Origin of the sequence: Arthrobacter sp. SLBN-83 (assembly GCF_006715285.1) — a bacterium.
Classification (GTDB): Bacteria; Actinomycetota; Actinomycetes; order Actinomycetales; family Micrococcaceae; genus Arthrobacter.
Genome location: NZ_VFMX01000001.1, coordinates 1,898,216 through 1,919,126, shown reverse-complemented (window position 1 = coordinate 1,919,126; position 20,911 = coordinate 1,898,216). Strand labels below are relative to the sequence as shown.

Below are 20,911 nucleotides of genomic sequence, written 5' to 3'. Positions count from 1 at the left end.
GGGCACCCGGCGTCGTCCGCTTACCTTTTGCAGTGCGCCCGACGGCGTTTAGCGGTGGTTCTTGCGCTGCTTTACAACATGGAGGTCGCTGGCTTCGTTTTTTGCCCGCTTTTCGGCCCGTTTTTCGAGAATAGACTTGCCGACCTTTTTAGCGGCGCCGCCCTTGGATTTTCCGGACATCGGAATCACGCCTTCCTTTCTCGCGTTAACCGCTACCATACCCACTTTTATTTTTTTAGCCAGCCCTGCCATCCCGCGGCGCAGAGCCACGGAGGCCCCCGCATCGCCACCTTTGCCAGTTACAAGAAATGCAAATTCCTGACAGTGACCAATTACCGCTGGCGCTTTTTGTAATTTCCCCAAAAGAAAAGGGAAACCCGTAAGACAAAATTTGCGGCACGCTCTGAGTTACGGGCGAGGTCCGGCTCATTGCCAGAATTCCGCGAGCCTCCCGGCGAGGGCTTTGCCTTGGTTGTATCCGGCTTGGGCCGCGGCCGGCCGCAGGGACAGGTCCATGGCGTTGGGGCCGAACATGTGCTCGGCGTCGCTGTCCGGACCGATCACTTCAACTCTGCTGCCGCCCGCACGCAACTCCTCGACCTGCGCTGCCAACTGCATCCCCCACTCAAGTGGCATGCGCGTCCTGCCGCCGAAGGGTGACAGCACCAGGACCCGTCCGTACCCGGCGGCCACGTCGGCGTTCTCGTTGCGCCGGTAGCCGCCGTCGATGTAGGTGTTGTCCCCAATCCGGTACGCGGAGGCGCTGGAACAACTGGCCGCGACGGCGTCGACCAGGCTGACGCCGCTGTCGCAGTCGAAGACGGCCGGTTCCCCGGTCCTGGCATCGACCGCAGTGATCAGCAGCTCGTGGTCTGGCCATTCCTGCCGGGGCAGCCGCGCGGCGACGGTAGCCCGCCACCGCTCGGAGCCGTCGTAGTCAGCCGCCAGGTCGAGTGCGGCCGCACCCATCCTGCGCCGCATGTCCGCGGCATCCGTGGAGGCGGCGATGATCCTGCCGGTCCGCTCCAGATGGCTCGGCACCGGACTGCTGGGAGCCTGGGTTCCGGGACGAGGGCCCTGCGCAAGGGGAGCATCAAGGACGGCGGCATAAAGTTCCACGGGGGTGGCGCCGGCGATTTGGGCAGCTGCCGTGGATCCCGCCGATGTTCCGATAACCCTGTCGGCATTGGCCACGTCCAGCCCGGCGTCAGCCAGGCCGGCGAGGACGCCAATCAGCCAGGCGTTACCGGTGGATCCGCCGCCGCCGAGAACCAGTGCGCGGCCCGAGGGCGCAGCCGGATTGGCGTGCGGGAGAGATGAAGGTGTTGTGTTCATGGGAGTCGCCTTTCGCGATTTGCCTGTTCGGCGCTCCCGGAAGCGGCTGGGTCAGCCGCGGATCGTAGGCTGCGAGGGAGCACCCATTACGGATACTGCTTTCATGGGTCCCACCTCCTGAGGTCGTGTCACGATCAGGGGAATCTTGGCACACCGGCGGCGCCGCCCGCAACGGGTAATGTGAATCGATGATTTCGATTGACCGGGACAGCCCCTCGCGCGACGACGTCCGCCTGCTCCTGAGCGAACACCTGGCCGACATGTACGCCACCTCGCCGGCCGAAAGCGTCCACGCGCTGGACCATTCCGCGCTGACCGCCCCATCCATCACGTTCTGGACGGCCCGCGAGGACGGCAGCCTGCTGGGGTGCGGCGCCCTCAAACTCCTGGCCTCCCCCACTGGGCCGTCGATGCACGGCGAAATCAAGTCCATGCGCACCACGGCGACCGCGCGGGGCCGGGGCGTGGCCACGCTCATGCTCGGACACATCCTCGAGGACGCACGGACCCGGAACCTGGAGTGCGTCTACGTGGAAACCGGCACAGAGGATTACTTTGCTCCCGCCCGCCGCCTCTACGCCCGGCACGGCTTCACCGAGTGCCCACCCTTTGCGGACTACGTGCTCGACCCCAACAGCATCTTCATGGAGCTTCGCCTCCAGCGACCCACCCCCGGCACCTAGGAAAGCGGACGACGGCGGGTGGGCACCCGCCGTCGTCCGCTTTCCACAATTGCCTAATCTCTATAGTTGGCCGGCGGGGCCGCTGTCCTTGACGTCACCGCGCCAGCCGCCTGTTTCCGTGCCGCGCGATTCAATGAAGTCCTTGAACTTCCGCATGTCGGCCTTGACCTGCATCTCGTCGATCTTAAGCGCCGCTCCTGCCTTTTCCGTGACGGTTTCCGGCGCCCACTCGAAGTGCACTTTGACCTTGGTATGGCCGGCATCCAGCGGCGTAAACCGGACGATGCCCGCATGGGACTTACCGTCGGTGCTGCGCCAGGCGATGTGGTCGTCGGGCTCCTGGTCAACGATCTCGGTGTCGAACTCCCGCTGGACGCCACCCACCTTGGTGACCCAGTGGTTGGTTCTGTCGGTCAGTTGGGTCACCGATTCCACTCCGGACATGAACTGTGGAAAGGATTCGAATTGGGTCCACTGGTTGTACGCGGTCCGCACGGGAACTGCGACGTCAACGGTCTCTTCAACCTCTTGAAAGTGTTCCATTGGCTTCCTCCTCATGACGGACGGCCGCAACGGCGGACCGGCAGGTCTGGCCTTCCTGCCAGCCAGGCAGCCGCCACCCCTGCACGATAAATCCGGCTGCTACCGGTGTCCAGAGCCTTAAATACCGAAGCGGACGACGGCGGGTGGGCACCCGCCGTCGTCCGCTTGGCGTTCAGTGACTACTGGCTGAAGGGGACTTTCTCCCAGCTCAGGACGTCTGTTCCCTTGGCACTGTTGCCCGCAACCGTGAAGCGGACGTAGTCCACGGCGTTGTTGGCGCCGTCCACAGTGATGCGCTGCAGGTTGTCGGCGGCCGGTGAGCCGTAGATGTCCAGCCACGGTGAACCGGCTGCGAGGGGCTGGTTTTCAGCGAAGACGTGGCTGTCGCCATTGATGAGGTACACCGGCTCGTCGAAGTTGTTGGTCTCTTCAACGATGGCCTGCACGATTTCCCGGAAGCCGGAGACGGTGTCCGGGTTGGTGGTGGCGTCTGCCAGGAGGGACGGGTCGAACATGTCGGCCTGCTGCATGAGCACCACGGCGCGGTCGTTGCTGCGCCTCGCGTCGGCGAACGTCTGGTGGATCTGGGCGATCACGGCGTCCGTGCGGTGCTCCACCTCGGCGAGTTGCTCCGGGGTCGGTGCGGTCTTACCCAGGCCGGTCCACGGTAGGAGGGAGTTGTTGCTGCCCTGGACGTTCAGGACGGAGAAGGCCACCCGGTTCTTGTCGAAACGGACGTCCTCGGGGAGGCCCAGGTTCTCCTGCGACTTCACCGGCATGGTGGCGCCGAGCGTCTTGCCGGGCTGGTTGAAGAACACCTCCCGGATCTTGTCCAGGCGCTCCAGCGGATTGTAGGCGCCGTTGTTGGTGCGGTGGCAGTCCACCCACTCGTTGTCACCGGGCGTGTAGACCAGCGGATGGGTGAAGGTGTCGAACTGGGCGCGGATGTAGGAAAAGTACTGGTCCGAGCAGACGGACGAGCCGTTTTTTATATCGCCCACATGTGCTACAAACTTCAGGCCCTTATCCGCATTAAGGTCCTGGATGCGGGAGGGGAACTTGGCAATCTCGGCGGCGCCGTAGGGGATGTCGCCGATGGCGGCGAAGGTGAAGGCCTGGTTGCCGTCGTTGGTGCTGTCCGCCGTATTGGCTGATTCGGCGAAGGCTGGCTGGGACGCCAGGAGGCCGAACGCCAGGGTGAGGGCCGCCGTCGTAAATTTTGCTGTCTTTGAAGGCATGGGGATGGTCCTGTTTCTCGGGAGGTCTGGACAGGGGGCTTAGGCGCCGTGCGCAGTGAGGAACTGCTGGAGGCCGGCGAGGTCGTCGGTGTTGATGTGGTCCACGCCGGCGTCGGCAAGTTCGGTCCAGACGGCGTCGCGGGCGGCGCCGGGCTGGTCCGGGGTGGCCCAGAAGCGAACGCGGTAGCCGTTGGCGTGGGCCATGGACACGAAGACGCGCAGTTTGGTGCGCTCCGCCTCGGGCATCGGTCCGATGCCCTGCCAGGTGAAGATCTTGGTCCAGTTGTCGCTGACCAGCGGCATCAGGGCCGCGGGCAGGCCGGACGTAAGGTCGGTGGCGCGGCCGTCGTAGAAGCTGAAGCGCTGGGTTTGCGCCCGCATCGTGGTCAGCGGGCGGTTGCCACTGATGACCGCGGTGACCGGGCCGGTCCTGACGTTGCCGTTGGTGTAGTGGCTCATGATGTCCCGGTGGTCGGCCAGCTCCTGCTCGATGGCGGCGTAGGTGGCCTCGCCTTCGCTCTTGATGTCGATCAGGAGCTGAAGGCTGCCGTCCCACTTGGGGTAGACGCTGTGGCCGGGCTGGCTGCGGACCAGGTCCTCAAGCGGGTCGAGGTAGAGGCTTTCGAGCGTGACGCCCTGCTTGGCGTCAGCGAGGTCGTGGGCCACGCGCAGCTCGCCGTCCACCAGCCAGACGTCCGCTTCAACACTGGTGAAACCGTGCTCCAGCGCGTCGAACAGGGGGCGGTCATGCTCGTAGTCGTTGTGGGCGTGGGTGCCAGCAAGGGGCTGGCCGACGACGACGGGCGTCGGCTTGGGCGCTTCAGCCTGCGCTTGGGCCGGGACTGCTGCCGCCCCCGCCATGGAGGCGAGGATGGCGACGGCGGCGAGGGTGCTTTTCACGAACACGGGGTACTCCTGAGACCTTGGGGATGCCGCCCGGCCGTGGGGGCGCCGGGCGAAGGGGTGCGTGAATAGACTGCTTGACCTGCCGAAACGGCGTGAGGCCCCTTGGTTTCCGTGTGGTAAACGAGAGGGAACAACAGAACCGGGGCATGGCTGATACCGCTTGGTCCGACCGCGCGCCAATCCAGACGTTGGAACAGCACGCTGGCACCAGAACATAGGGACCGGGCCGACGGGCGGCGTCCTATGAGGCGATAAGGAAGTCCACAATTGATTCCAGTGGGCTTGTTCCCTCCGGCAGGAAGCCTGGTGGCCGGAGTGGTGGTTCCCGGTCCGGTTGTTCGGCGTTGTAGCGGCGGCCGGTGGGCGAGATCCAACCGGGTGGCTCATTGCTTGTTGCCGGACCCGGGCTCCAGCCGGTTCGATGCTTGAGTCGATGATGTTTGGGGCACAACTGTCCCAAGTTACTGATTCCGGTGGATCCTCCGTGTTCCCAGGCCTTGAGATGGTCCGCCTCATTGTCCTGGCTGGGGTTGCTGCAGCCGGGGAAGGTGCATTTTCCATCTCGTATCCGCAACCACCGTTTCAATGACTTCGGAAGCCGGTAGCTGGTGCGGCCAAGTTCAAGCGGAGCTCCGTCGCGGGGGTCCACTAGGACCCGGTAAAACGAGCCGGCCCCCTCAGCTACGAGCCTGCGGGCCATCGACGCCGGGATGGGCCCGTAGTTATCGAGTTCGGCTGGTTCGTCAGTGGCACCGAGGAGGGAGCAGACCGGCACCGTAACCAGCACATCCGCCTTGATGGACGGTCCCCCTCCGGCGAACTGCCCCGTCTCACCGAGCAGCAATCGGGCCGCCTCGTCGACCTTGAGTTGGGTAAGGGTCCGGGGTTCATCCGGCCCCTGCAATCCACGGGCCAAGGCAGACGACTTGTTCCAGATGGCACAGGCCTTGTCCGCAGCCATGTAGAGGGAGACCCATGCCATGCCGTCGCGGTCCGGGCTGTACTCCATCCGGCGGTCTTCAACCGACTTCGCATGCCTGAGTTCGAGGGACTCGGGATGATGGCGCTCCCGCCAAGCACGCACCTTCCGCCGGAACCGGGCTGGTGCCAACTCCCCCGCCGCGGCGCCCCTGGCTGCGTTTGGGGCTTCCGGGTCCAGGAAGTGCCCCACAAGTGCAGCGGCAGCGGCATTCTTGAGACCGCTGGTTTCATCAACGATAATCCGGGCGTGCTGCCATGAGATTTCCCCGGCCTGCAACGCATCCAGCGCTGCTGGCAAAGAAGTGGTCAGCGCGTGGGCCTCACCCAGCAGGGCCGATGCAGCGCGTTCACCGATGGTGAGGACGCAGGCGACTTCCGCCACCAGGCTCATCTCCCGAGCCGAGGACTCGTACGGGGTTTCCGCTGGCACCTCTAGCGCGTCTGCTGCATTTGCATAGGCCGCCAGCAGTTGGACTTTTGCTGCTGCAGTGACGGCTTCAATCCGGGCCACAACGCCCAGACCGTCCAAGCACGAATCAGCAAGTTCGCGAAGCGGATCCGCTTCGACATCCCGACCAGCGTGGTCCGGGTTGTCCGTAGAGTTAGCCAGGACGGCGGCAAGCTCACCAGCCAGCGCAGCGAGGGACGTGACGGCACCGGCCAACCCTGCCTTGCCTCCAGCGTCCAGAACCGCCCTGGTTTCCATAACCAAAGCCTGCCACTAGGGTCCGACATTTTGACTCTGGTACCCGTGCCAGTCGATTACCGGGTAGCGACTGCGGTGGCGCGGCTCTTGCGGAGCGGACGACCCGGGAGGTATCCGGTCTCGTCTGCTTATGTTCTGGGATGGGAGGTTCAACTCCCCAACCGGCTCATCCGCCCTTCGTTTGGTGCTTGCAACATGACGGAAGCTATCAGCTGCTTGCGTGTAAATGTCGCTCCCCGGATGTAGGTTTTGCTTCGACAGCTTGAAATTCCTGGTGGCACGTGGTCGTGTCCAGCAGCAGGGGCCTTACTGGGGGTAAGACATGGAGTTTGCAGAGAAGCTTTCGGCGTTGGCGGCAAAGGTGCGTCAGCAGCGAGGAGTTATTCAAACAGAAGAGGCAACGAAGAACGCATTCGTTATGCCTTTCATTTCGACGATTCTCGGCTACGACGTCTTCAATCCTCTGGAGGTCGTTCCTGAGTTCATCGCAGACGTGGGACTCAAAAAGGGCGAGAAGATCGACTATGCCATCGTTAAGGACGGTGAGGTTCAAATTCTGATCGAGTGCAAGAAGTCGACGGAACCCGTGAAGATCGAGCACGCCTCACAACTCTTCCGGTATTTCGCGGTGACCAACGCCCGTATCGCAATTCTGACCAATGGCGAGGTCTACCAGTTCTTCACTGACCTGGATGCACCAAATCGTATGGATGCTAAGCCCTTCCTTGTCCTGGATTTGAACGACATCGACCAGTCACTGATCCCCGAACTGCAAAAGCTGTCCAAGGATGTTTTCGACTTGGATTCGATCATCAGCGCGGCCGGCGAACTGAAGTACATTGGCGAACTCAAGCGGACTCTGGCGGCACAGTTCAAGGAACCTGAGGATGAATGGGTCAAATTTCTGACCGCTAGGGTTTATTCGGGAGCGTACACACAAAGGGTGCGAGAGCAGTTCACCACCTTGGTTTCCAAGGCGACCAAGCAGTTCCTTAACGACCAGGTCAACGAACGACTGAAGAAGGCCCTCGGCAACCCCGGGTTCCCTCAGACTGAGGACACCACCGTACCCACCACCGTCACCAGCGCTCCGGTGGCAGAAGCGGATCTTGCGGAAGCTGATGGCTTGGAGACGACGCTTGAGGAGATTGAGGGCTACCAAATTGTGCGTGCGATCGTGTGTAGTGAGGTAAAGCCAGTTCGAGTTGCACAGCGGGACGCAAAGTCCTACTTCGCGGTTCTTCTGGACGACAACAACCGGAAGCCCATTGCCCGCCTCCACTTCAACCGGACGCAAAAATACATTGGCATCTTCAACGACAACAAAGAAGAAACTCGCGTGCCTATCAACTCGCTCGAAGAGATCTACGAGCACACCGAAGCCCTGCGCGCGACGGTAAAGAGCTATCTGTAACCACTACAGCCAGGCAAGCACCGCCCCGTAGCATCTCGGGTGCTGCCAAAAGCTTTGTAACCAATGCATTTTTTACCCTAGATCCTGCAATTCTGGGCTTTGCCAGCACAAGGGCTCAACTTCATGTCTGCCTAAGTGTTTTGGGTCTATAGGAGGCGTCTTGTATGGATATGACGCGATGGGTCTTTCGGCTCTACCGGCAGCATTGTCCGTCAATGAAGATTTCGGTAGACGGTCCGGGATTCTGGCCGTCTCAGAATTCTGCATGGAAAGCAGGAACATATAATGATTTCGGCTAAAACCCTCCCCCGTTCGGCCGCCGCCCTTGGTATCGCAGGAGCCCTTGCCTTGATCGCATCACCGGCAATAGGAGCACCCGGAGGTGCCTCCAGCGGAGGCGCGCAAGTGGTAAACGAATCGGGCTGCCAGAAGACATCAGATGGGACACAGTGCTCAAGAGTGCACACCGTAGTCAACACCGTGAGCACTCCAAGCGGAGTTAGCAACACCCTCAACATTGAACGCGTTTACTCCACAACCTCACACCCTGATGGCATCACCGAGTGGTACTCGAATATGTACAGGGACCACACAATGACGCGAGGAGGCATACTGCAGGAAAGGAGCACGCACGTTGACTTTTCAGCAGCCAACTGCACTTATTCAGCGGACATTCACTACGCTAACGGCGCTTACCAGTTCCACAGAATCAACTTTGACTGCCCGCACTGACCCGAACCTAGTAACAGAGCCCTAGACCTCCGCCACCGGCGCAGCGAACTGGGCCTCGTACAAGCGTGCGTAAGCCCCGCCAGCCGCCAGCAATGAAGCGTGGTTCCCCTGCTCCACAATCTGGCCGGCCTCCATCACCAGGATGAGGTCGGCATCGCGGATCGTGGACAAGCGGTGCGCGATCACGAACGAGGTCCGGTCAGAACGCAAGGCACTCATCGCCTTCTGCACCAGCACCTCGGTCCGGGTATCCACAGAAGACGTCGCTTCGTCCAGGATCAGCACTGAAGGCTGTGCCAGGAATGCCCGCGCAATGGTCAGCAGCTGCTTCTCACCAGCGGACACGTTGGAGCCTTCGTCGTCCAGCACGGTGTCGTACCCCTCGGGCAGGGACTTCACGAACCGGTCCACGTACGTCGCCCGCGCCGCCTCCAGGACCTCGTCGGAAGTAGCAGTGGGCCGCCCGTACGCAATGTTGTCCCGGATGGTCCCGCCGAACAGCCATGTATCCTGCAGCACCATTCCCATCCGCGAGCGCAGGTCGTGCCGGGTCATGGTGGTGATGTCCACGCCATCCAAAGTGATTCGCCCGGCGTCCAGCTCGTAAAACCGCATCATCAGGTTCACCAGCGTGGTCTTGCCCGCCCCGGTCGGCCCGACAATCGCCACCGTCTGCCCCGGCTCCGCCACTAGGGAAAGCCCGCTAATCAGCGGCTTGTCCGGCGAATACGAGAAGGACACGTCCTCAAACACCAGCCGTCCACGGGAAGCACCGTCGGGGCTCTGCAACGAGGCCCCAGTGGGATCCGCCGACTGCTCCTCCGTATCCAGCAGCTCGAACACGCGCTCGGCGGAGGCGACCCCGGACTGCAGCAGGTTCGCCATGGATCCCAGCTGCGCCAGCGGCTGCGTGAACTGCCGCGAGTACTGGATGAACGCCTGCACGTCGCCCAACTGCATCGCACCGGAGGCCACCTGCAGGCCGCCCACCACCGCGATCCCCACGTAGACCAGGTTCCCGATGAACGTCATGGCCGGCATGATCAGCCCGGAAATAAACTGCGCCCCGAAGCTCGCCTCATACAGCTCGGCATTCTTCTGCCGGAACCGCTCCCCCACCTCACGCTGCCGGCCAAAAACCTTCACCAGCGCATGCCCGGTGTACGTCTCCTCGATCTGCCCGTTCAGCTCGCCCGTATTGGTCCACTGCTGCACGAACAGCTTCTGCGAGCGCTTGGCGATCAGCGTGGTGATCCCCAGCGTCAGCGGAATGGTCACCAGCGCGATCAGCGCCAAGGTGGGCGACAGGATGAACATCATCACCAGCACGCCCACCACCGTAAGCACCGACGTAACCGCTTGGCTGATGGACTGCTGCAGGCTCTGCGAAATGTTGTCCACGTCGTTGGTTACCCGGCTGAGCAGCTCGCCGCGCTGGATCGAGTCGAAATACCGCAGCGGCAGCCGGTTGATCTTCGCCTCAATCTGCTCGCGGAGCCCAAAGACCGTCCGCTGCACCACGCCGTTCAGCACATATGCCGTCCCCCACATGAACGCCGATCCCAGCACGTACAGCACCAGCGCCCACGTCAGCACACCCGCCAGCGCGCCGAAGTCGATTCCCGCGCCGGGCGTCAGCGTCATGGCGCTGAGCATGTCCGCCTTCTGGTTCTCCCCGGACGCCCGCAGCATGGCAATCAGCTGCGCCTGCGTCATTCCCGGCGGCAGCTGCTTGGACACCACACCGGCGAAAATCAGGTTGGTGCCCTCGCCCAGCAGCCGCGGCCCGATCACCTGCAGCACCACGCCCGCCACAGCCATGAGCAGCACCAGCATCAGCCAGAACCGTTCCGGCCGCAGCGTGCCCAGCAGCCGCTTGGCGGAGCCGCTGAAGTTCATGGCCTTCTCGGCCGGCACGTTCATTCCGGCAAATGGTCCACCGTGCCCCGGGCCCCCGCGCGGCCTTGGAATACGTACGATGGCGGCCTGGCCGGTTCCGGAGGCGGGCGCGGCTTTGCTGCCGGGCGCTGAAGTGGGTCGCTGGCTCATACCGTTTCCTCCGCTGCGAGCTGGGACGAAACAATCTCACGGTACGTCTCCGACGTCTCCAGCAGCTCGTGGTGCGTTCCGTGCGCCACGATCCTGCCGTCGTCGAGCACCAGGATCTGGTCCGCATCCACAATGCTGGACACACGCTGCGCGATGACCACCATGGTGGCACCGGCAATATTGCGCTTGAGCGCCTGGCGCAGCCGGGCGTCCGTGCCCGTGTCCAGGGACGAGAAGGAATCGTCAAAGATGTACAGCTCGGGCCGCTTCACCAGGGCCCGGGCGATGGCCAGCCGCTGCCGCTGCCCGCCGGAAACGTTGGTGCCGCCCTGCGATATGGGCGCATCCAGCCCCTCCTCCATCCGCTCCACGAAGTCCCGCGCCTGCGCAATTTCCAGCGCGTCCCACAGCTCCTCCTCGGTGGCGTCCGGGTTGCCGTACAGCAGGTTGCTGCGCACGGTGCCGGAGAACAGGTAGGGCTTCTGCGGCACCAGGCCAATGTGCCCCCACAGGAGGTCCGGGTCCAGGTTCCGCACGTCCACCCCGTCCATCAGCACGGCCCCGGAGGTGACGTCGAAGAGCCGCGGCATCAGGTTCACCAGGGTGGTCTTGCCCGAACCGGTGCTGCCAATGATCGCCGTCGTCTCCCCCGCACGGGCAGTGAAGCTGATGCCCGACAGCACCGGATGCTCGGCACCCGGGTAGGCGAATCCGACGTCGCGCATTTCCAACTCACCGCGCCGGACCGCGCTGGTGACCGGCTGTTCCGGCGGCAGGACGCTGGAACTGGTGCCCAGCACCTCGCCGATGCGGTCCGCTGACACCGACGCGCGAGGGATCATCACGGCCATGAACGTGGCCATCATGACGGACATCAGGATCTGCATCAGGTAGCTCAGGAACGCGATCAGGGTGCCCACCTGCATGGACCCGTCCTCAATCCGGAACGAGCCGAACCAGATCACCGCCACGCTGGAGACGTTCAGGACCAGCATCACCGTGGGGAACATCAGGGCCATTAGCCGGCCGGCGCGGAGGGCGACATCGGTGACGTCCGTGTTGGCTCCGGCAAAGCGCTCCGTCTCCACGTCCTCGCGCACGAACGCGCGCACCACCCGGATGCCGGTGAGCTGCTCGCGCAGCACGCGGTTCACGGTGTCGATCCGGGCCTGCATCTTCCGGAACAACGGCACCATCCGCGTGACGATCAGGCCGACGGCGATCAGCAGCACCGGGACGCACACGGCTATGAGCCACGAGAGTTGAGCGTCCTGCCGGATGGCCATGATCACCCCGCCGATGCTGAGCATGGGCGCCGCCACTATGAGCGTGGCGGAAACCAGCACCAGCTGCTGGACCTGCTGGACGTCGTTGGTGGAGCGGGTGATGAGGCTGGGGGCGCCGAATTTGGTGACCTCCTGCTCGGAAAACTGCCCCACCCGCTCGAAAATTGCTCCGCGCAGGTCCCGGCCCAGCCCCATCGCGGCCTTGGCGCCGAAGTAAACGGCAATGACGGTGCAGGCGATCTGCGCCAGCGTGACCAGCAGCATGACGCCGCCGGTAGACAGGATGTAGCCGGTATCGCCCCGGGCCACGCCCTGGTCGATGATGTCCGCGTTCAGCGTGGGCAGGTACAGTGACGCGATGGACTGCGCCAGCTGGAAAACCACGACGGCGGCCAGCAGCGGCCGGTGCGGCCGCAGGTATTCAACGAGCAACTTCCAGAGCATACGCAAAAGCCCTCACCTGACGGAGTGTCCACAAACGTGGTGCGAAGGTCAGTGTACGTCCGGAAAGGGCAGTTGATCCTGCCAGTTGGCTGGGAAAAACGGCAGTTCTCCCACGGCGTATTGCAACGGTCCTGCGGGAGATTCAGAGGCGCCGGTGGGTACGTCAATGTGAGACAACTGATAGGGCGCCAAGAAGCGCCACATCAACGAATGATGGAAGAACGAACGATGCCTGCCGCCACACAGAATGCCCCACAACGTACTGCCAGATTCGGAATGGCCTTTATCGGCGTCCTGCTCATCGCCGTCAACCTTCGGGTGTCCTTTGTCAGCGTGGGGCCGGTCCTGGTCAACATCAGCAGCGACCTCGGCCTATCCAGCGCCGCAGCGGGATTCCTCACCGGCCTCCCGCTGATTGCTTTCGCGGTCTTCTCGCCTTTGGCCCCCGGATTCGCTTCCCGACTCGGCCTGGACCGGGCAATGTGGACGTCCCTGCTTATTCTCGCCGTCGGTATCGTGCTTCGCTCCTTGCCCGTGCCCGGTCTTATCTGGGCCGGAACAATTTTGATCGGCGTGGCCATTGCCTTTCTCAATGTCCTGGTGCCCTCCCTCGTCAAGCGGGACTTTCCGTTGCGCGTCAGCCAGGTGACCGGAAGCTACACCGCTGCCCAGGCCGCCTTCGCAGCAGTGGGGGCCGCCGTCGTCGTGCCCGTGGCGCAAACGTCCCCGGCGGGGTGGCGCCTCGCCCTGGGAGTCTGGGCGGGACTGGCCCTCGTCGCCATGGCAGTGCTCCTGCCCTGGCTCCGCCGGCATACCGCAGCTACAGGGCACGCCGCCAAGCCCGAAGCGGCGTACCGGTCGCCCTGGGGGTCGGCCCTGGGCTGGCAGGTGACGGCTTTCATGGGGCTGCAGTCGATCGCCTTTTACGTGTTGATGGCGTGGTTGCCCACCATTGAGCAAAGCCGCGGGACCCCCGCCACCACTGCCGGCGTGCACCTGTCCGTCTTCCTGCTGGTCAGCGTGTTCGCCAGCCTGGGGACGGGCGGGGTCCTTCACCGCGGATCGGACCAACGGCTGGTTTCCTTTGCCAGCGGTGCATTGGTGTTTGTGACCTTCCTCGGCCTGGCACTGGCACCGGACCTCATCCTGCTGTGGGTTGTCCTGGGTGCTTTGGGATGCGGGAGCCTCATCGTCATTGCCCTGTCGCTGTTCAGCCTCCGGACTGTGAACCACCCGCAGGCAGCATCACTTTCCGGAATGGCCCAGTCCGTGGGCTACGCGCTCGGCGCTGCGGGTCCAGTGGTTTTCGGCGCACTTCACGACGCCACCGCGGACTGGACGCTTCCACTGTTCGCCACCGCCGGTGCCATGGCGGTGCTGGCATTGATGGGTCTGCTGGCCGGCCGTGACAGGGTTATCAGGGAATCAGGCGATCGGCACGATAGCGGTCAAAGAGTGAGGTAAACGCGTCCAGCGTCCGCCGGTACCCCGTGAAGCCGGCATCCCTGCTCTTGCCCATGTCCGTCACCACTTCGATATTCCGCCCCAGGTCGCCGTCCGTGTGCCACCACGACGCCACCCGGTCCAGCTCCGGTTCGCGAAGGTTGTCTTCCTCGGCGATCCGCCGCCACTGGTCTTCCCGGCCGGCCATGGACTGTTCCAGCGGACGGGGCTCCCCCTGGTACCCCTCCCACTCCACGCCGAAGTAGGCGGCGAGCTTCGGCCACATCCATCGCCAGCGGAACACATCGCCGTTGACGATGTTGAAGGCCTCGTTGGCGGCCGCGGGAGTGGTGGAGGCCCAAAGCATGTGCTCGGCGAGCAGGCCTGCATCCGTCATGTCGGTCAGGCCGTTCCACTGCGTTTCGGACCCCGGGAAGACGAACGGCTCCCCGCTGTCCCGGCAGAGGGTGGCTTGTGCGGCGAGCGTCAGGCCCATGTTCATTGCATTGCCCACCGCATGCCCGATTACCGTGTGTGCGCGGTGTACTGACCAGGTGAACCCCTGCTCCTCCGCCGCAGCCCACAGCTCGTCTTCCTGGGCGTAGTAGAAGTTGGGCGCCGGCAGGCGTGGTTCTTCCTCATGGAAGGGTGTATCCGGCATTTCCCCGGCGGCGTAGGCCTCGAACGGCCCCAGATAGTGCTTGAGCCCAGTCATCAGGGCGACGTGCGCTACGTCCTTTCCCTGCAGTGCGGCGAGGAGGTCACGCATCATGCCCGCATTGACGGCGATGTTCTCTTCCTCGGTGTCCTGCCGGGACCAGGCCGTAAAGAAGACATGCGAGGGGTTCTCCGCAGCAAGCACAGCGGCCAGGGATTCAGCCGAGGTCAGGTCCGCGGAAAGCCACGTAACGCCGGAACGCTCCGGTCCGGGCCTGCGGGACAACGCAAGAACTGCCCAGCCTTGGCCAACCAGGGTGTCCACCAGGGCCGATCCTGCGATACCGGTGGCGCCTACTACCAGGGCCGTCCGGCCGTTGCCTGCTGCTGTTCCTGATCCATTGGTCATGGTGCTCCTCGTGGTTTAGGTGCTGGTGGTCCGCGCGTCAGCACGGCCTCACGCTTTGGCGGAGGCCCGCGCGCTGCATCGCGCCGGGACAATGAGCCAACAAGGGCCCACTGGCGACAAGCCGCGGCGTCCGGCAGATATTCCATTGCTCGGAAACCGCTTCGGACGCGACGGGCCGGATGGCCCGATTCGTGTGGTTCGCCGGCAGGTCTCACCCATGGCGTAGGTGTGACTTGCGCTGTCACCGGTCCATGTTCAAATAGGAGGGTTGCACCGGCTGCCCGAGTCCAACCGCGGCCTCGGCCCAACGGAAGGAAAAAGCACATGACCGAACCCCAAGACCATCCTCCGGTCCCCACTCCCGGGAGCGCACAGGGCCTGGACCAGAAGGTTGAGGGCGGGTGCCCGGTGGCCCATGGCAGTGCCACCGCCCAGGGCAGTGAGAGTGAAAACCCGGCAATCGATTCGCCGCAGCCCAAGGGCCACCGGCCGCGAACCAACCAGGACTGGTGGCCCAACCAGCTGGACCTCTCCGTACTGCACACCCACGGCCAGGCAAGCAACCCCCTGGGCCCCAGCTTCAGCTACCGGGAGGAATTCCAGAAGCTCGACGTCGAGGCGCTCAAGCGGGACATCACCGAGGTTCTCACCACTTCCCAGGACTGGTGGCCGGCGGACTTCGGCCACTACGGCGGCCTGATGATCCGCATGAGCTGGCACGCAGCCGGAACCTACCGTGTCCACGACGGCCGCGGCGGCGCCGGGGACGGCAGCCAGCGGTTCGCGCCGCTGAACAGCTGGCCGGACAACGCCAACCTGGACAAGGCCCGGCGACTGCTGTGGCCGGTCAAGCAGAAGTACGGCCAGAAACTGTCCTGGGCAGACCTGCTGGTCCTCGCGGGCAACGTTGCCCTGGAGTCGATGGGCTTCAAGACGTTCGGCTTCGCCTTCGGACGTGAGGACGTGTGGGAGCCCGAACAGATCATCTGGGGGCCCGAGGACGCCTGGCTCGGTGACGAGCGGTACGTCGGCGAAGGCCAGATGTCCGAAGAAGTGGGTTCCACCGAGATGGGCCTCATCTACGTCAACCCCGAAGGCCCCATGGGCAACCCGGACCCGGTGGCCGCTGCAGCCTTCATCCGCGAAACCTTCAAGCGCATGGCGATGAACGACGAAGAGACCTTCGCGCTGATCGCCGGCGGCCACACCTTCGGCAAGACCCACGGCGCCGGCCCCGCCGATGCGCACGTGGGCCCCGAGCCTGAGGGTGCCAACCTTGAGGCGCAGGGCCTGGGCTGGCTCAGCACCTACGGCAGCGGCAAGGGCGGCGACACCATCACGTCCGGCCTGGAGGTCACCTGGACCGACGTGCCCACGCAGTGGAGCAACCGCTTCCTGGAGATCCTGTTCGAGTACGAATGGGAACTGACCAAGAGCCCCGGCGGCGCCCACCAGTGGGTGGCCAAGGACGCCCCCGAGATCATCCCGGACGCGCACGACCCCAACAAGAAGCACCGCCCCACCATGCTGACCACGGACCTGTCGCTGCGCTTCGACCCCACCTACGAGAAGATCGGCCGGCGCTTCCTGGAGAACCCGGACGAATTCGCGCTGGCCTTCGCCAAGGCCTGGTACAAGCTGCTGCACCGCGACATGGGCCCCGTAGGCCCGCACATGCTGGGCCCGTGGGTTCCGGAACCGCAGCTGTGGCAGGATCCCGTTCCCGCCGTCGACCATGAACTGATCGACGAGCAGGACATCGCCCAGCTCAAGGCGAAACTCCTTGACTCCGGCCTGACCATCCCGCAACTGGCGGGCACCGCCTGGGCGTCCGCCGCCACGTACCGCAAGACGGACCGGCGCGGCGGCGCCAACGGTGCACGGATCCGCCTGGAGCCGCAGCGCAGCTGGGAGGCGCACGAGCCCGAGCAGCTGGATGCCGTGCTTCCGGTGCTTGAGCGGGTGCAGGAGGAGTTCAACGCGGCACAGTCCGGCGGCAAGAAGGTTTCCCTCGCGGACCTGATCGTGCTGGGCGGCGCCGCGGCCGTGGAAAAGGCAGCGGCCGACGGCGGGTTCCCCGTCACGGTGCCGTTCCGTCCGGGCCGCACGGACGCGGCACAGGAGCAGACCGACGTTGAATCTTTTGGCTACCTGCAGCCGCGCGCTGACGGGTTCCGCAATTACCTGCGTCCGGGGCTGAAGCTCCAGCCGGAAACCCTCCTGCTGGACAAGGCGTACATGCTGGACCTCTCGGCACCGGAAATGACGGCGCTGGTGGGCGGAATGCGGGCCTTGGGCACCAACGTGGGCGGTTCCAGCCATGGCGTACTGACGGACAAGCCGCAGGTCCTGACCAACGATTTCTTCGTCAACCTGCTCTCTCCCGGCACCAAGTGGAAGGCCTCGGAGTCCGAGGAGAACGCCTACGAAATCACCGACGTTGCCACCGGCGAACTCAAGTGGACTGCCACTTCGGTGGACCTCGTCTTCGGTTCCAACTCGCAGCTGCGGGCGCTGGCGGAGGTGTACGCGAGCGAGGACGCCAGGGAGAAGTTCGTCAACGACTTCGTGGCCGCCTGGACCAAGGTCATGGAGCTGGACCGCTTCGACCTGAACTAGGCAACACCACGCAACCTCCGGGCCGGCCGCACTACGCAGCCGGCCCGGAGCCGTTTACATTCCCTACAAGTCAGCCGGGAAGCTGATTACCGCGGTGGTTCCACCGCCCGGCGTCTCCTTGAGCGTCAGCTCTCCGCCGTGCGCCTCGGCAATGCGCCGGCAGATGGCCAGTCCCAGGCCGGACCCTTGTCCGTCGCCCTCCCGGTGCAGCCGGACCAAAGGTTCCAGCACACGCTGCCGGTCCTCCACGGCAATGCCCTTGCCGTTGTCCGCCACCAGGACCGTGACCCCGTGATAGTTGGAGATGCCGCTGATGCGCACTTTGAGGTCCCGGTCCGGACTCCGGTAGTTCGCCGCGTTGGCCACGAGGTTCTGCAGCAGGGTGCGCAGCTGGCCGGGGTCCACATGAAGCTTCAGGTCCTCGCTGTCCACGGCAGCGTCGGGTCCGAACGGGAGTCCCAGGTCATTGGCTACCTCAGCTGCCACCGTATGGAGGGATGCGGGCTGCCGCTGGATGCTTCCGCCCATCCGGGAGTAGCTCAGGACGTCTTCAAGCATCGCGAGCATCCTGTGGCCGCTGGCACCGATGAGCTGGAAATACTCTGCGGCGGGGTGCTCGGTTTCCAAGTCGTCCTCACCCATTTCCACGTAACCCAGCATGGTGGTGAGGGGGCCGCGAAGGTCATGGCTGACGCGGCCGGCAAACTCCGCCAGCTTGGCGTTGCTCTCCCGCACGTCGTTAAGCGCGGTGTTCAGCTGCAGGGTACGGCGCTGGAGTTCGAGCAGTTGCACGGCCTGGCGGGCCAGGACCTCCAGCATGTCCTGCTGTTCCTTGCTCAGCACCGCAGGCGAATCGGAGAAGACACACAGGGACCCGATAACGAACCCGGAGGCCGTTTCCAGCGGCACGGACGCATAGAACCGGACGGCGGCGATCTCCCCGGTCACAAAGGGGTTTGCCGCGAAGCGCGGGTCCAGGGAGGCATCCGGAACCACCGTGGCCTCCCCCGAGAGGAAGACCTTGGAGCACATGGAGTCGTCCCGGGAACAGATCCCGGCGTCAATCCCGACGGCGGCCACTTGGCGCTGTTCGTCGGACGTGACCACGTTGATCACGCCGTAGGGGACGCGGGAGAGCCTAACAGCGAGCTCGACGAGATTCTCAAGGGGCTCGGTGGACAATTCTGCGACTGCGGCCAGCGGTGCCTCGTCGAGCCGGGTTGCCAGGCCGTAGTCCCGCAGCAACTCGTCCCGCCCAACCGGATCCATAAGAGCTGCCGTTGCTGTGTGGGTGCCCACCACTAATAGTCCCCCTTCCAGACCGCAATAAATGGGTCCGGGGCCGATAGTACCGGCCATCGTGAGCGCTCGCGAAAAACCAGTGCACTAATTGGGGGGAGCCCCCGCGCGAGTCTAGCTCCAGCGCGAGGGCTCCTGATGCTTCCTGCCGGGGAACTGACGTGGAAGCAATTACAAATTACCGGCCAGTAGGTTGGGCCTAGACCAAAAACCGACGCCTTGGGCCAATCTTGATCCAACCTTGAGCAGTTACTTTTACGCCCCTAGTCGGCCGGATCGGCCGCAGCGTCCGGGTCCTCTTCGGGTTCAAAAGTGTTCGGCGCAGCACCATCGGAAATTCCGACGCCGTCCTTCCCACCGGGGATCCCGCCGTCGGCCTTACCCTTGCCGGCTGGCGAACCCTCCTGCGGCTCATCCTCAGGCAGTGAATCAGGTGAATTGATGGACATCGCTCCTCCTTCTGTGGCTGGGCCTCCACGCTAACAGCCCCCAAAGCAAAAGGCGCCGGGAAGGCTGGAAGTTTCTGCCCGCCGTCGTCCGTTCCGCCCTGGTCAGCTCCCCAATTCCGCGGCCCGCTGCCGCCTCAGGATGTACCGCTGCAGCTTTCCCGACGGCGTCTTGGGCAGGTCCTTGACGAAGTGGATGCGGCGCGGATAGGCGTGTGCGGCAAACTGCGTCTTGACCATGGTTTGGAGCTCGGCCACCAGGGCATCGCTGCCCGTGGTCCCCTCCGCCAGTACCACATAGGCCTCCAGGACTTCGCCGCGGAGTTCGTCCGGAGCGCCCACCACGGCAGTTTCCAGGACCGCCGGGTGCGTGGCCAGGACACTCTCCACATCAAAGGGGCCGATCCGGTAGCCGGCCATGATGATCACGTCGTCATCCCGCGAGGAGAAGAAATAGAAGCCGTCCTGGTCCACCATGCCCGCGTCGCCGGTCAGGTACCACTTGCCGTCCGGACTGAACCTTTCGGCCGTCTTTTCCGGCGCGTCCTGGTACCCCCTGAACCACATCATGGGACTTTCGGCCACGTTCACGGCAACCCGGCCCAGTTCGCCCGGCGCAGCCGGTTCGTCTGCGTTGTCCTTGAGGACCGCGCAGGTCCATCCCGGAAGGGGCCGGCCCATGGAACCCGGCCGCAGCTCCGTCCGCACGTCGTCATGCCAGGCGTTGATGATCATCATGCCGTGTTCGGTCTGTCCGTAGTGGTCCCGCACCGGAACGCCCAGCACTTCCCGGGCCCAGCTGATCACCTCCGGGGTGAGCGGTTCGCCCGCGGACGAGGCGCGCCGAAGGCCGAAAGGGCCCGTGCCGGCGTCGGTTTTCGCGCGCATGGTCCGGTACACCGTGGGAGCCGCCGCAAAGTTGGTAACGGAAAATGCCTCCAACACCTTGAAGCTGAGTTCCGGGGAGAACCCGGCCTGCAGCAGGAGGTTTCGCCGCCCCGCCGCCATGGGGCCGAGAATCCCGTAGTACAGACCGTAGGCCCAGCCGGGGTCCGCCGCATTCCAGAAGACATCCTCTTCACTGACGTCCAAACCCAGCTCGACGTACTGGCGGAACGCGGCCAACGCACGGACGGGCACCGGCACACCCTTGGGGGCACCCGTGGTTCCGGACGTAAAGATCAGCACCAAGGCGCCGTCACCGCCCACCGCCTCGGACGCGATCCCCGGCTCCTGCCTGGCCAGGAGCGGCGTGAGCGCCAAGTCCGGATGGGACGCTTCCGCACCGGCAACCACCACGGCGGCCGCGGTTTCCTGGATCTTCACCCGCTGGTCGGCGTCGGTGATCACCGCCTTGGCGCCGGAGGCTGTGAGCCGGAGTTCGATGGCCGGCCACGCGAATGCCGTGAAGAGTGGGACGTGGACGGCTCCGCGCCGCCAAATGGCCAGCAGCATGACCACAAGGTCTGCCGACTTGCCCATCAGGGTAGCCACCGCGTCGCCGGGACCGATCCCCAGCTCTGCCAGGGCGGCGGCTCCCCGTTCCGAACGCTCCCGGAGCTCGCCGTAGGTGATGTCCTCCGCGGATAGATCGGCCGCGACCACCGTGAAGGCAACCTTGTTGGGATCGTGGCTGTCACACAGGAGGTGGGCCGCGCAGGCATCGGCCGCACCGTACGTGGCAAGAAGGGCATCAACGGCTGGAACCGGACGGGACATTC

At 64.3% G+C, this 20,911-nt stretch carries 16 protein-coding genes; 4 read left to right on the top strand and 12 right to left on the bottom strand.

Going from position 1 to position 20,911, the window contains the following annotated elements:
* Positions 1 to 48: 48 nt before the first annotated feature.
* The gene (locus FBY30_RS08755) at positions 49 to 363 is read right to left on the bottom strand and encodes a hypothetical protein (protein ID WP_142132521.1); all 315 of its coding nucleotides are present in this window, start codon (positions 361 to 363) and stop codon (positions 49 to 51) included.
* 63 nt (positions 364 to 426) lie between these two features.
* The gene (locus tag FBY30_RS08750) at positions 427 to 1,335 is read right to left on the bottom strand and encodes a patatin-like phospholipase family protein (RefSeq protein WP_142132520.1); all 909 of its coding nucleotides are present in this window, start codon (positions 1,333 to 1,335) and stop codon (positions 427 to 429) included.
* A 188-nt stretch (positions 1,336 to 1,523) separates the two neighbouring features.
* Here FBY30_RS08750 and FBY30_RS08745 point away from each other — a divergent pair, with 188 nt between their 5' ends.
* A complete protein-coding gene (locus tag FBY30_RS08745) occupies positions 1,524 to 2,018 on the top strand; it encodes a GNAT family N-acetyltransferase (protein ID WP_142132519.1) in 495 nt (164 codons plus the stop codon).
* Positions 2,019 to 2,078: 60 nt separating this feature from the next.
* Here the strand turns inward: FBY30_RS08745 and FBY30_RS08740 are convergent, their stop codons facing one another.
* The 4 genes from FBY30_RS08740 to FBY30_RS08725 all read right to left on the bottom strand — a co-directional run bounded on the left by FBY30_RS08740 (position 2,079) and on the right by FBY30_RS08725 (position 6,392).
* Positions 2,079 to 2,561 carry an SRPBCC family protein gene (locus tag FBY30_RS08740; RefSeq protein WP_142132518.1) on the bottom strand — a complete coding sequence of 161 codons (483 nt, stop codon included), beginning with the start codon at positions 2,559 to 2,561 and terminating at the stop codon, positions 2,079 to 2,081.
* 179 nt (positions 2,562 to 2,740) lie between these two features.
* Positions 2,741 to 3,799 (bottom strand): metallophosphoesterase, encoded by a 1,059-nt coding sequence (locus FBY30_RS08735; protein ID WP_142132517.1) that lies wholly within the window; start codon positions 3,797 to 3,799, stop codon positions 2,741 to 2,743.
* A 39-nt stretch (positions 3,800 to 3,838) separates the two neighbouring features.
* Entirely contained in the window at positions 3,839 to 4,705 is an 867-nt protein-coding gene (locus tag FBY30_RS08730) for a phosphatidylinositol-specific phospholipase C/glycerophosphodiester phosphodiesterase family protein (protein WP_142132516.1), read from the bottom strand.
* Between the two features lie 241 nt (positions 4,706 to 4,946).
* The gene (locus tag FBY30_RS08725) at positions 4,947 to 6,392 is read right to left on the bottom strand and encodes an HNH endonuclease signature motif containing protein (RefSeq protein ID WP_142132515.1); all 1,446 of its coding nucleotides are present in this window, start codon (positions 6,390 to 6,392) and stop codon (positions 4,947 to 4,949) included.
* 322 nt (positions 6,393 to 6,714) lie between these two features.
* On the opposite strand from FBY30_RS08725, the gene FBY30_RS08720 reads away from it, so the two are divergent.
* On the top strand, positions 6,715 to 7,806 hold the full coding sequence (locus FBY30_RS08720) for a type I restriction endonuclease (RefSeq protein WP_142132514.1): 1,092 nt from the start codon (positions 6,715 to 6,717) through the stop codon (positions 7,804 to 7,806).
* A gap of 753 nt (positions 7,807 to 8,559) precedes the next feature.
* Here the strand turns inward: FBY30_RS08720 and FBY30_RS08715 are convergent.
* On the bottom strand, positions 8,560 to 10,587 hold the full coding sequence (locus FBY30_RS08715) for an ABC transporter ATP-binding protein (RefSeq protein ID WP_142132513.1): 2,028 nt from the start codon (positions 10,585 to 10,587) through the stop codon (positions 8,560 to 8,562).
* The gene (locus FBY30_RS08710; RefSeq protein ID WP_142132512.1) at positions 10,584 to 12,317 is read right to left on the bottom strand and encodes an ABC transporter ATP-binding protein; all 1,734 of its coding nucleotides are present in this window, start codon (positions 12,315 to 12,317) and stop codon (positions 10,584 to 10,586) included. Before FBY30_RS08710 ends, FBY30_RS08715 begins: the two co-directional genes overlap by 4 nt.
* Before the next feature lie 276 nt (positions 12,318 to 12,593).
* Between FBY30_RS08710 and FBY30_RS08705 the strand changes: the two genes are divergently transcribed.
* The gene (locus tag FBY30_RS08705; RefSeq protein ID WP_235009382.1) at positions 12,594 to 13,781 is read left to right on the top strand and encodes an MFS transporter; all 1,188 of its coding nucleotides are present in this window, start codon (positions 12,594 to 12,596) and stop codon (positions 13,779 to 13,781) included.
* Here FBY30_RS08705 and FBY30_RS08700 read toward each other — a convergent pair.
* Positions 13,735 to 14,826: an SDR family oxidoreductase gene (locus FBY30_RS08700; RefSeq protein ID WP_142132510.1), complete on the bottom strand. Its 1,092-nt coding sequence runs from the start codon at positions 14,824 to 14,826 to the stop codon at positions 13,735 to 13,737. The genes FBY30_RS08705 and FBY30_RS08700 overlap by 47 nt on opposite strands.
* Before the next feature lie 324 nt (positions 14,827 to 15,150).
* On the opposite strand from FBY30_RS08700, the gene katG reads away from it, so the two are divergent.
* On the top strand, positions 15,151 to 17,445 hold the full coding sequence (gene katG / locus FBY30_RS08695; RefSeq protein WP_142132509.1) for a catalase/peroxidase HPI: 2,295 nt from the start codon (positions 15,151 to 15,153) through the stop codon (positions 17,443 to 17,445).
* Positions 17,446 to 17,508: 63 nt separating this feature from the next.
* Here the strand turns inward: katG and FBY30_RS08690 are convergent, their stop codons facing one another.
* The 3 genes from FBY30_RS08690 to FBY30_RS08680 all read right to left on the bottom strand — a co-directional run bounded on the left by FBY30_RS08690 (position 17,509) and on the right by FBY30_RS08680 (position 20,909).
* Positions 17,509 to 18,714 (bottom strand): GAF domain-containing sensor histidine kinase, encoded by a 1,206-nt coding sequence (locus FBY30_RS08690; RefSeq protein ID WP_142135053.1) that lies wholly within the window; start codon positions 18,712 to 18,714, stop codon positions 17,509 to 17,511.
* 293 nt (positions 18,715 to 19,007) lie between these two features.
* Positions 19,008 to 19,193: a hypothetical protein gene (locus FBY30_RS08685; RefSeq protein WP_142132508.1), complete on the bottom strand. Its 186-nt coding sequence runs from the start codon at positions 19,191 to 19,193 to the stop codon at positions 19,008 to 19,010.
* 102 nt (positions 19,194 to 19,295) lie between these two features.
* Positions 19,296 to 20,909 carry an AMP-binding protein gene (locus tag FBY30_RS08680; protein ID WP_142132507.1) on the bottom strand — a complete coding sequence of 538 codons (1,614 nt, stop codon included), beginning with the start codon at positions 20,907 to 20,909 and terminating at the stop codon, positions 19,296 to 19,298.
* Positions 20,910 to 20,911 lie beyond the last annotated feature (2 nt).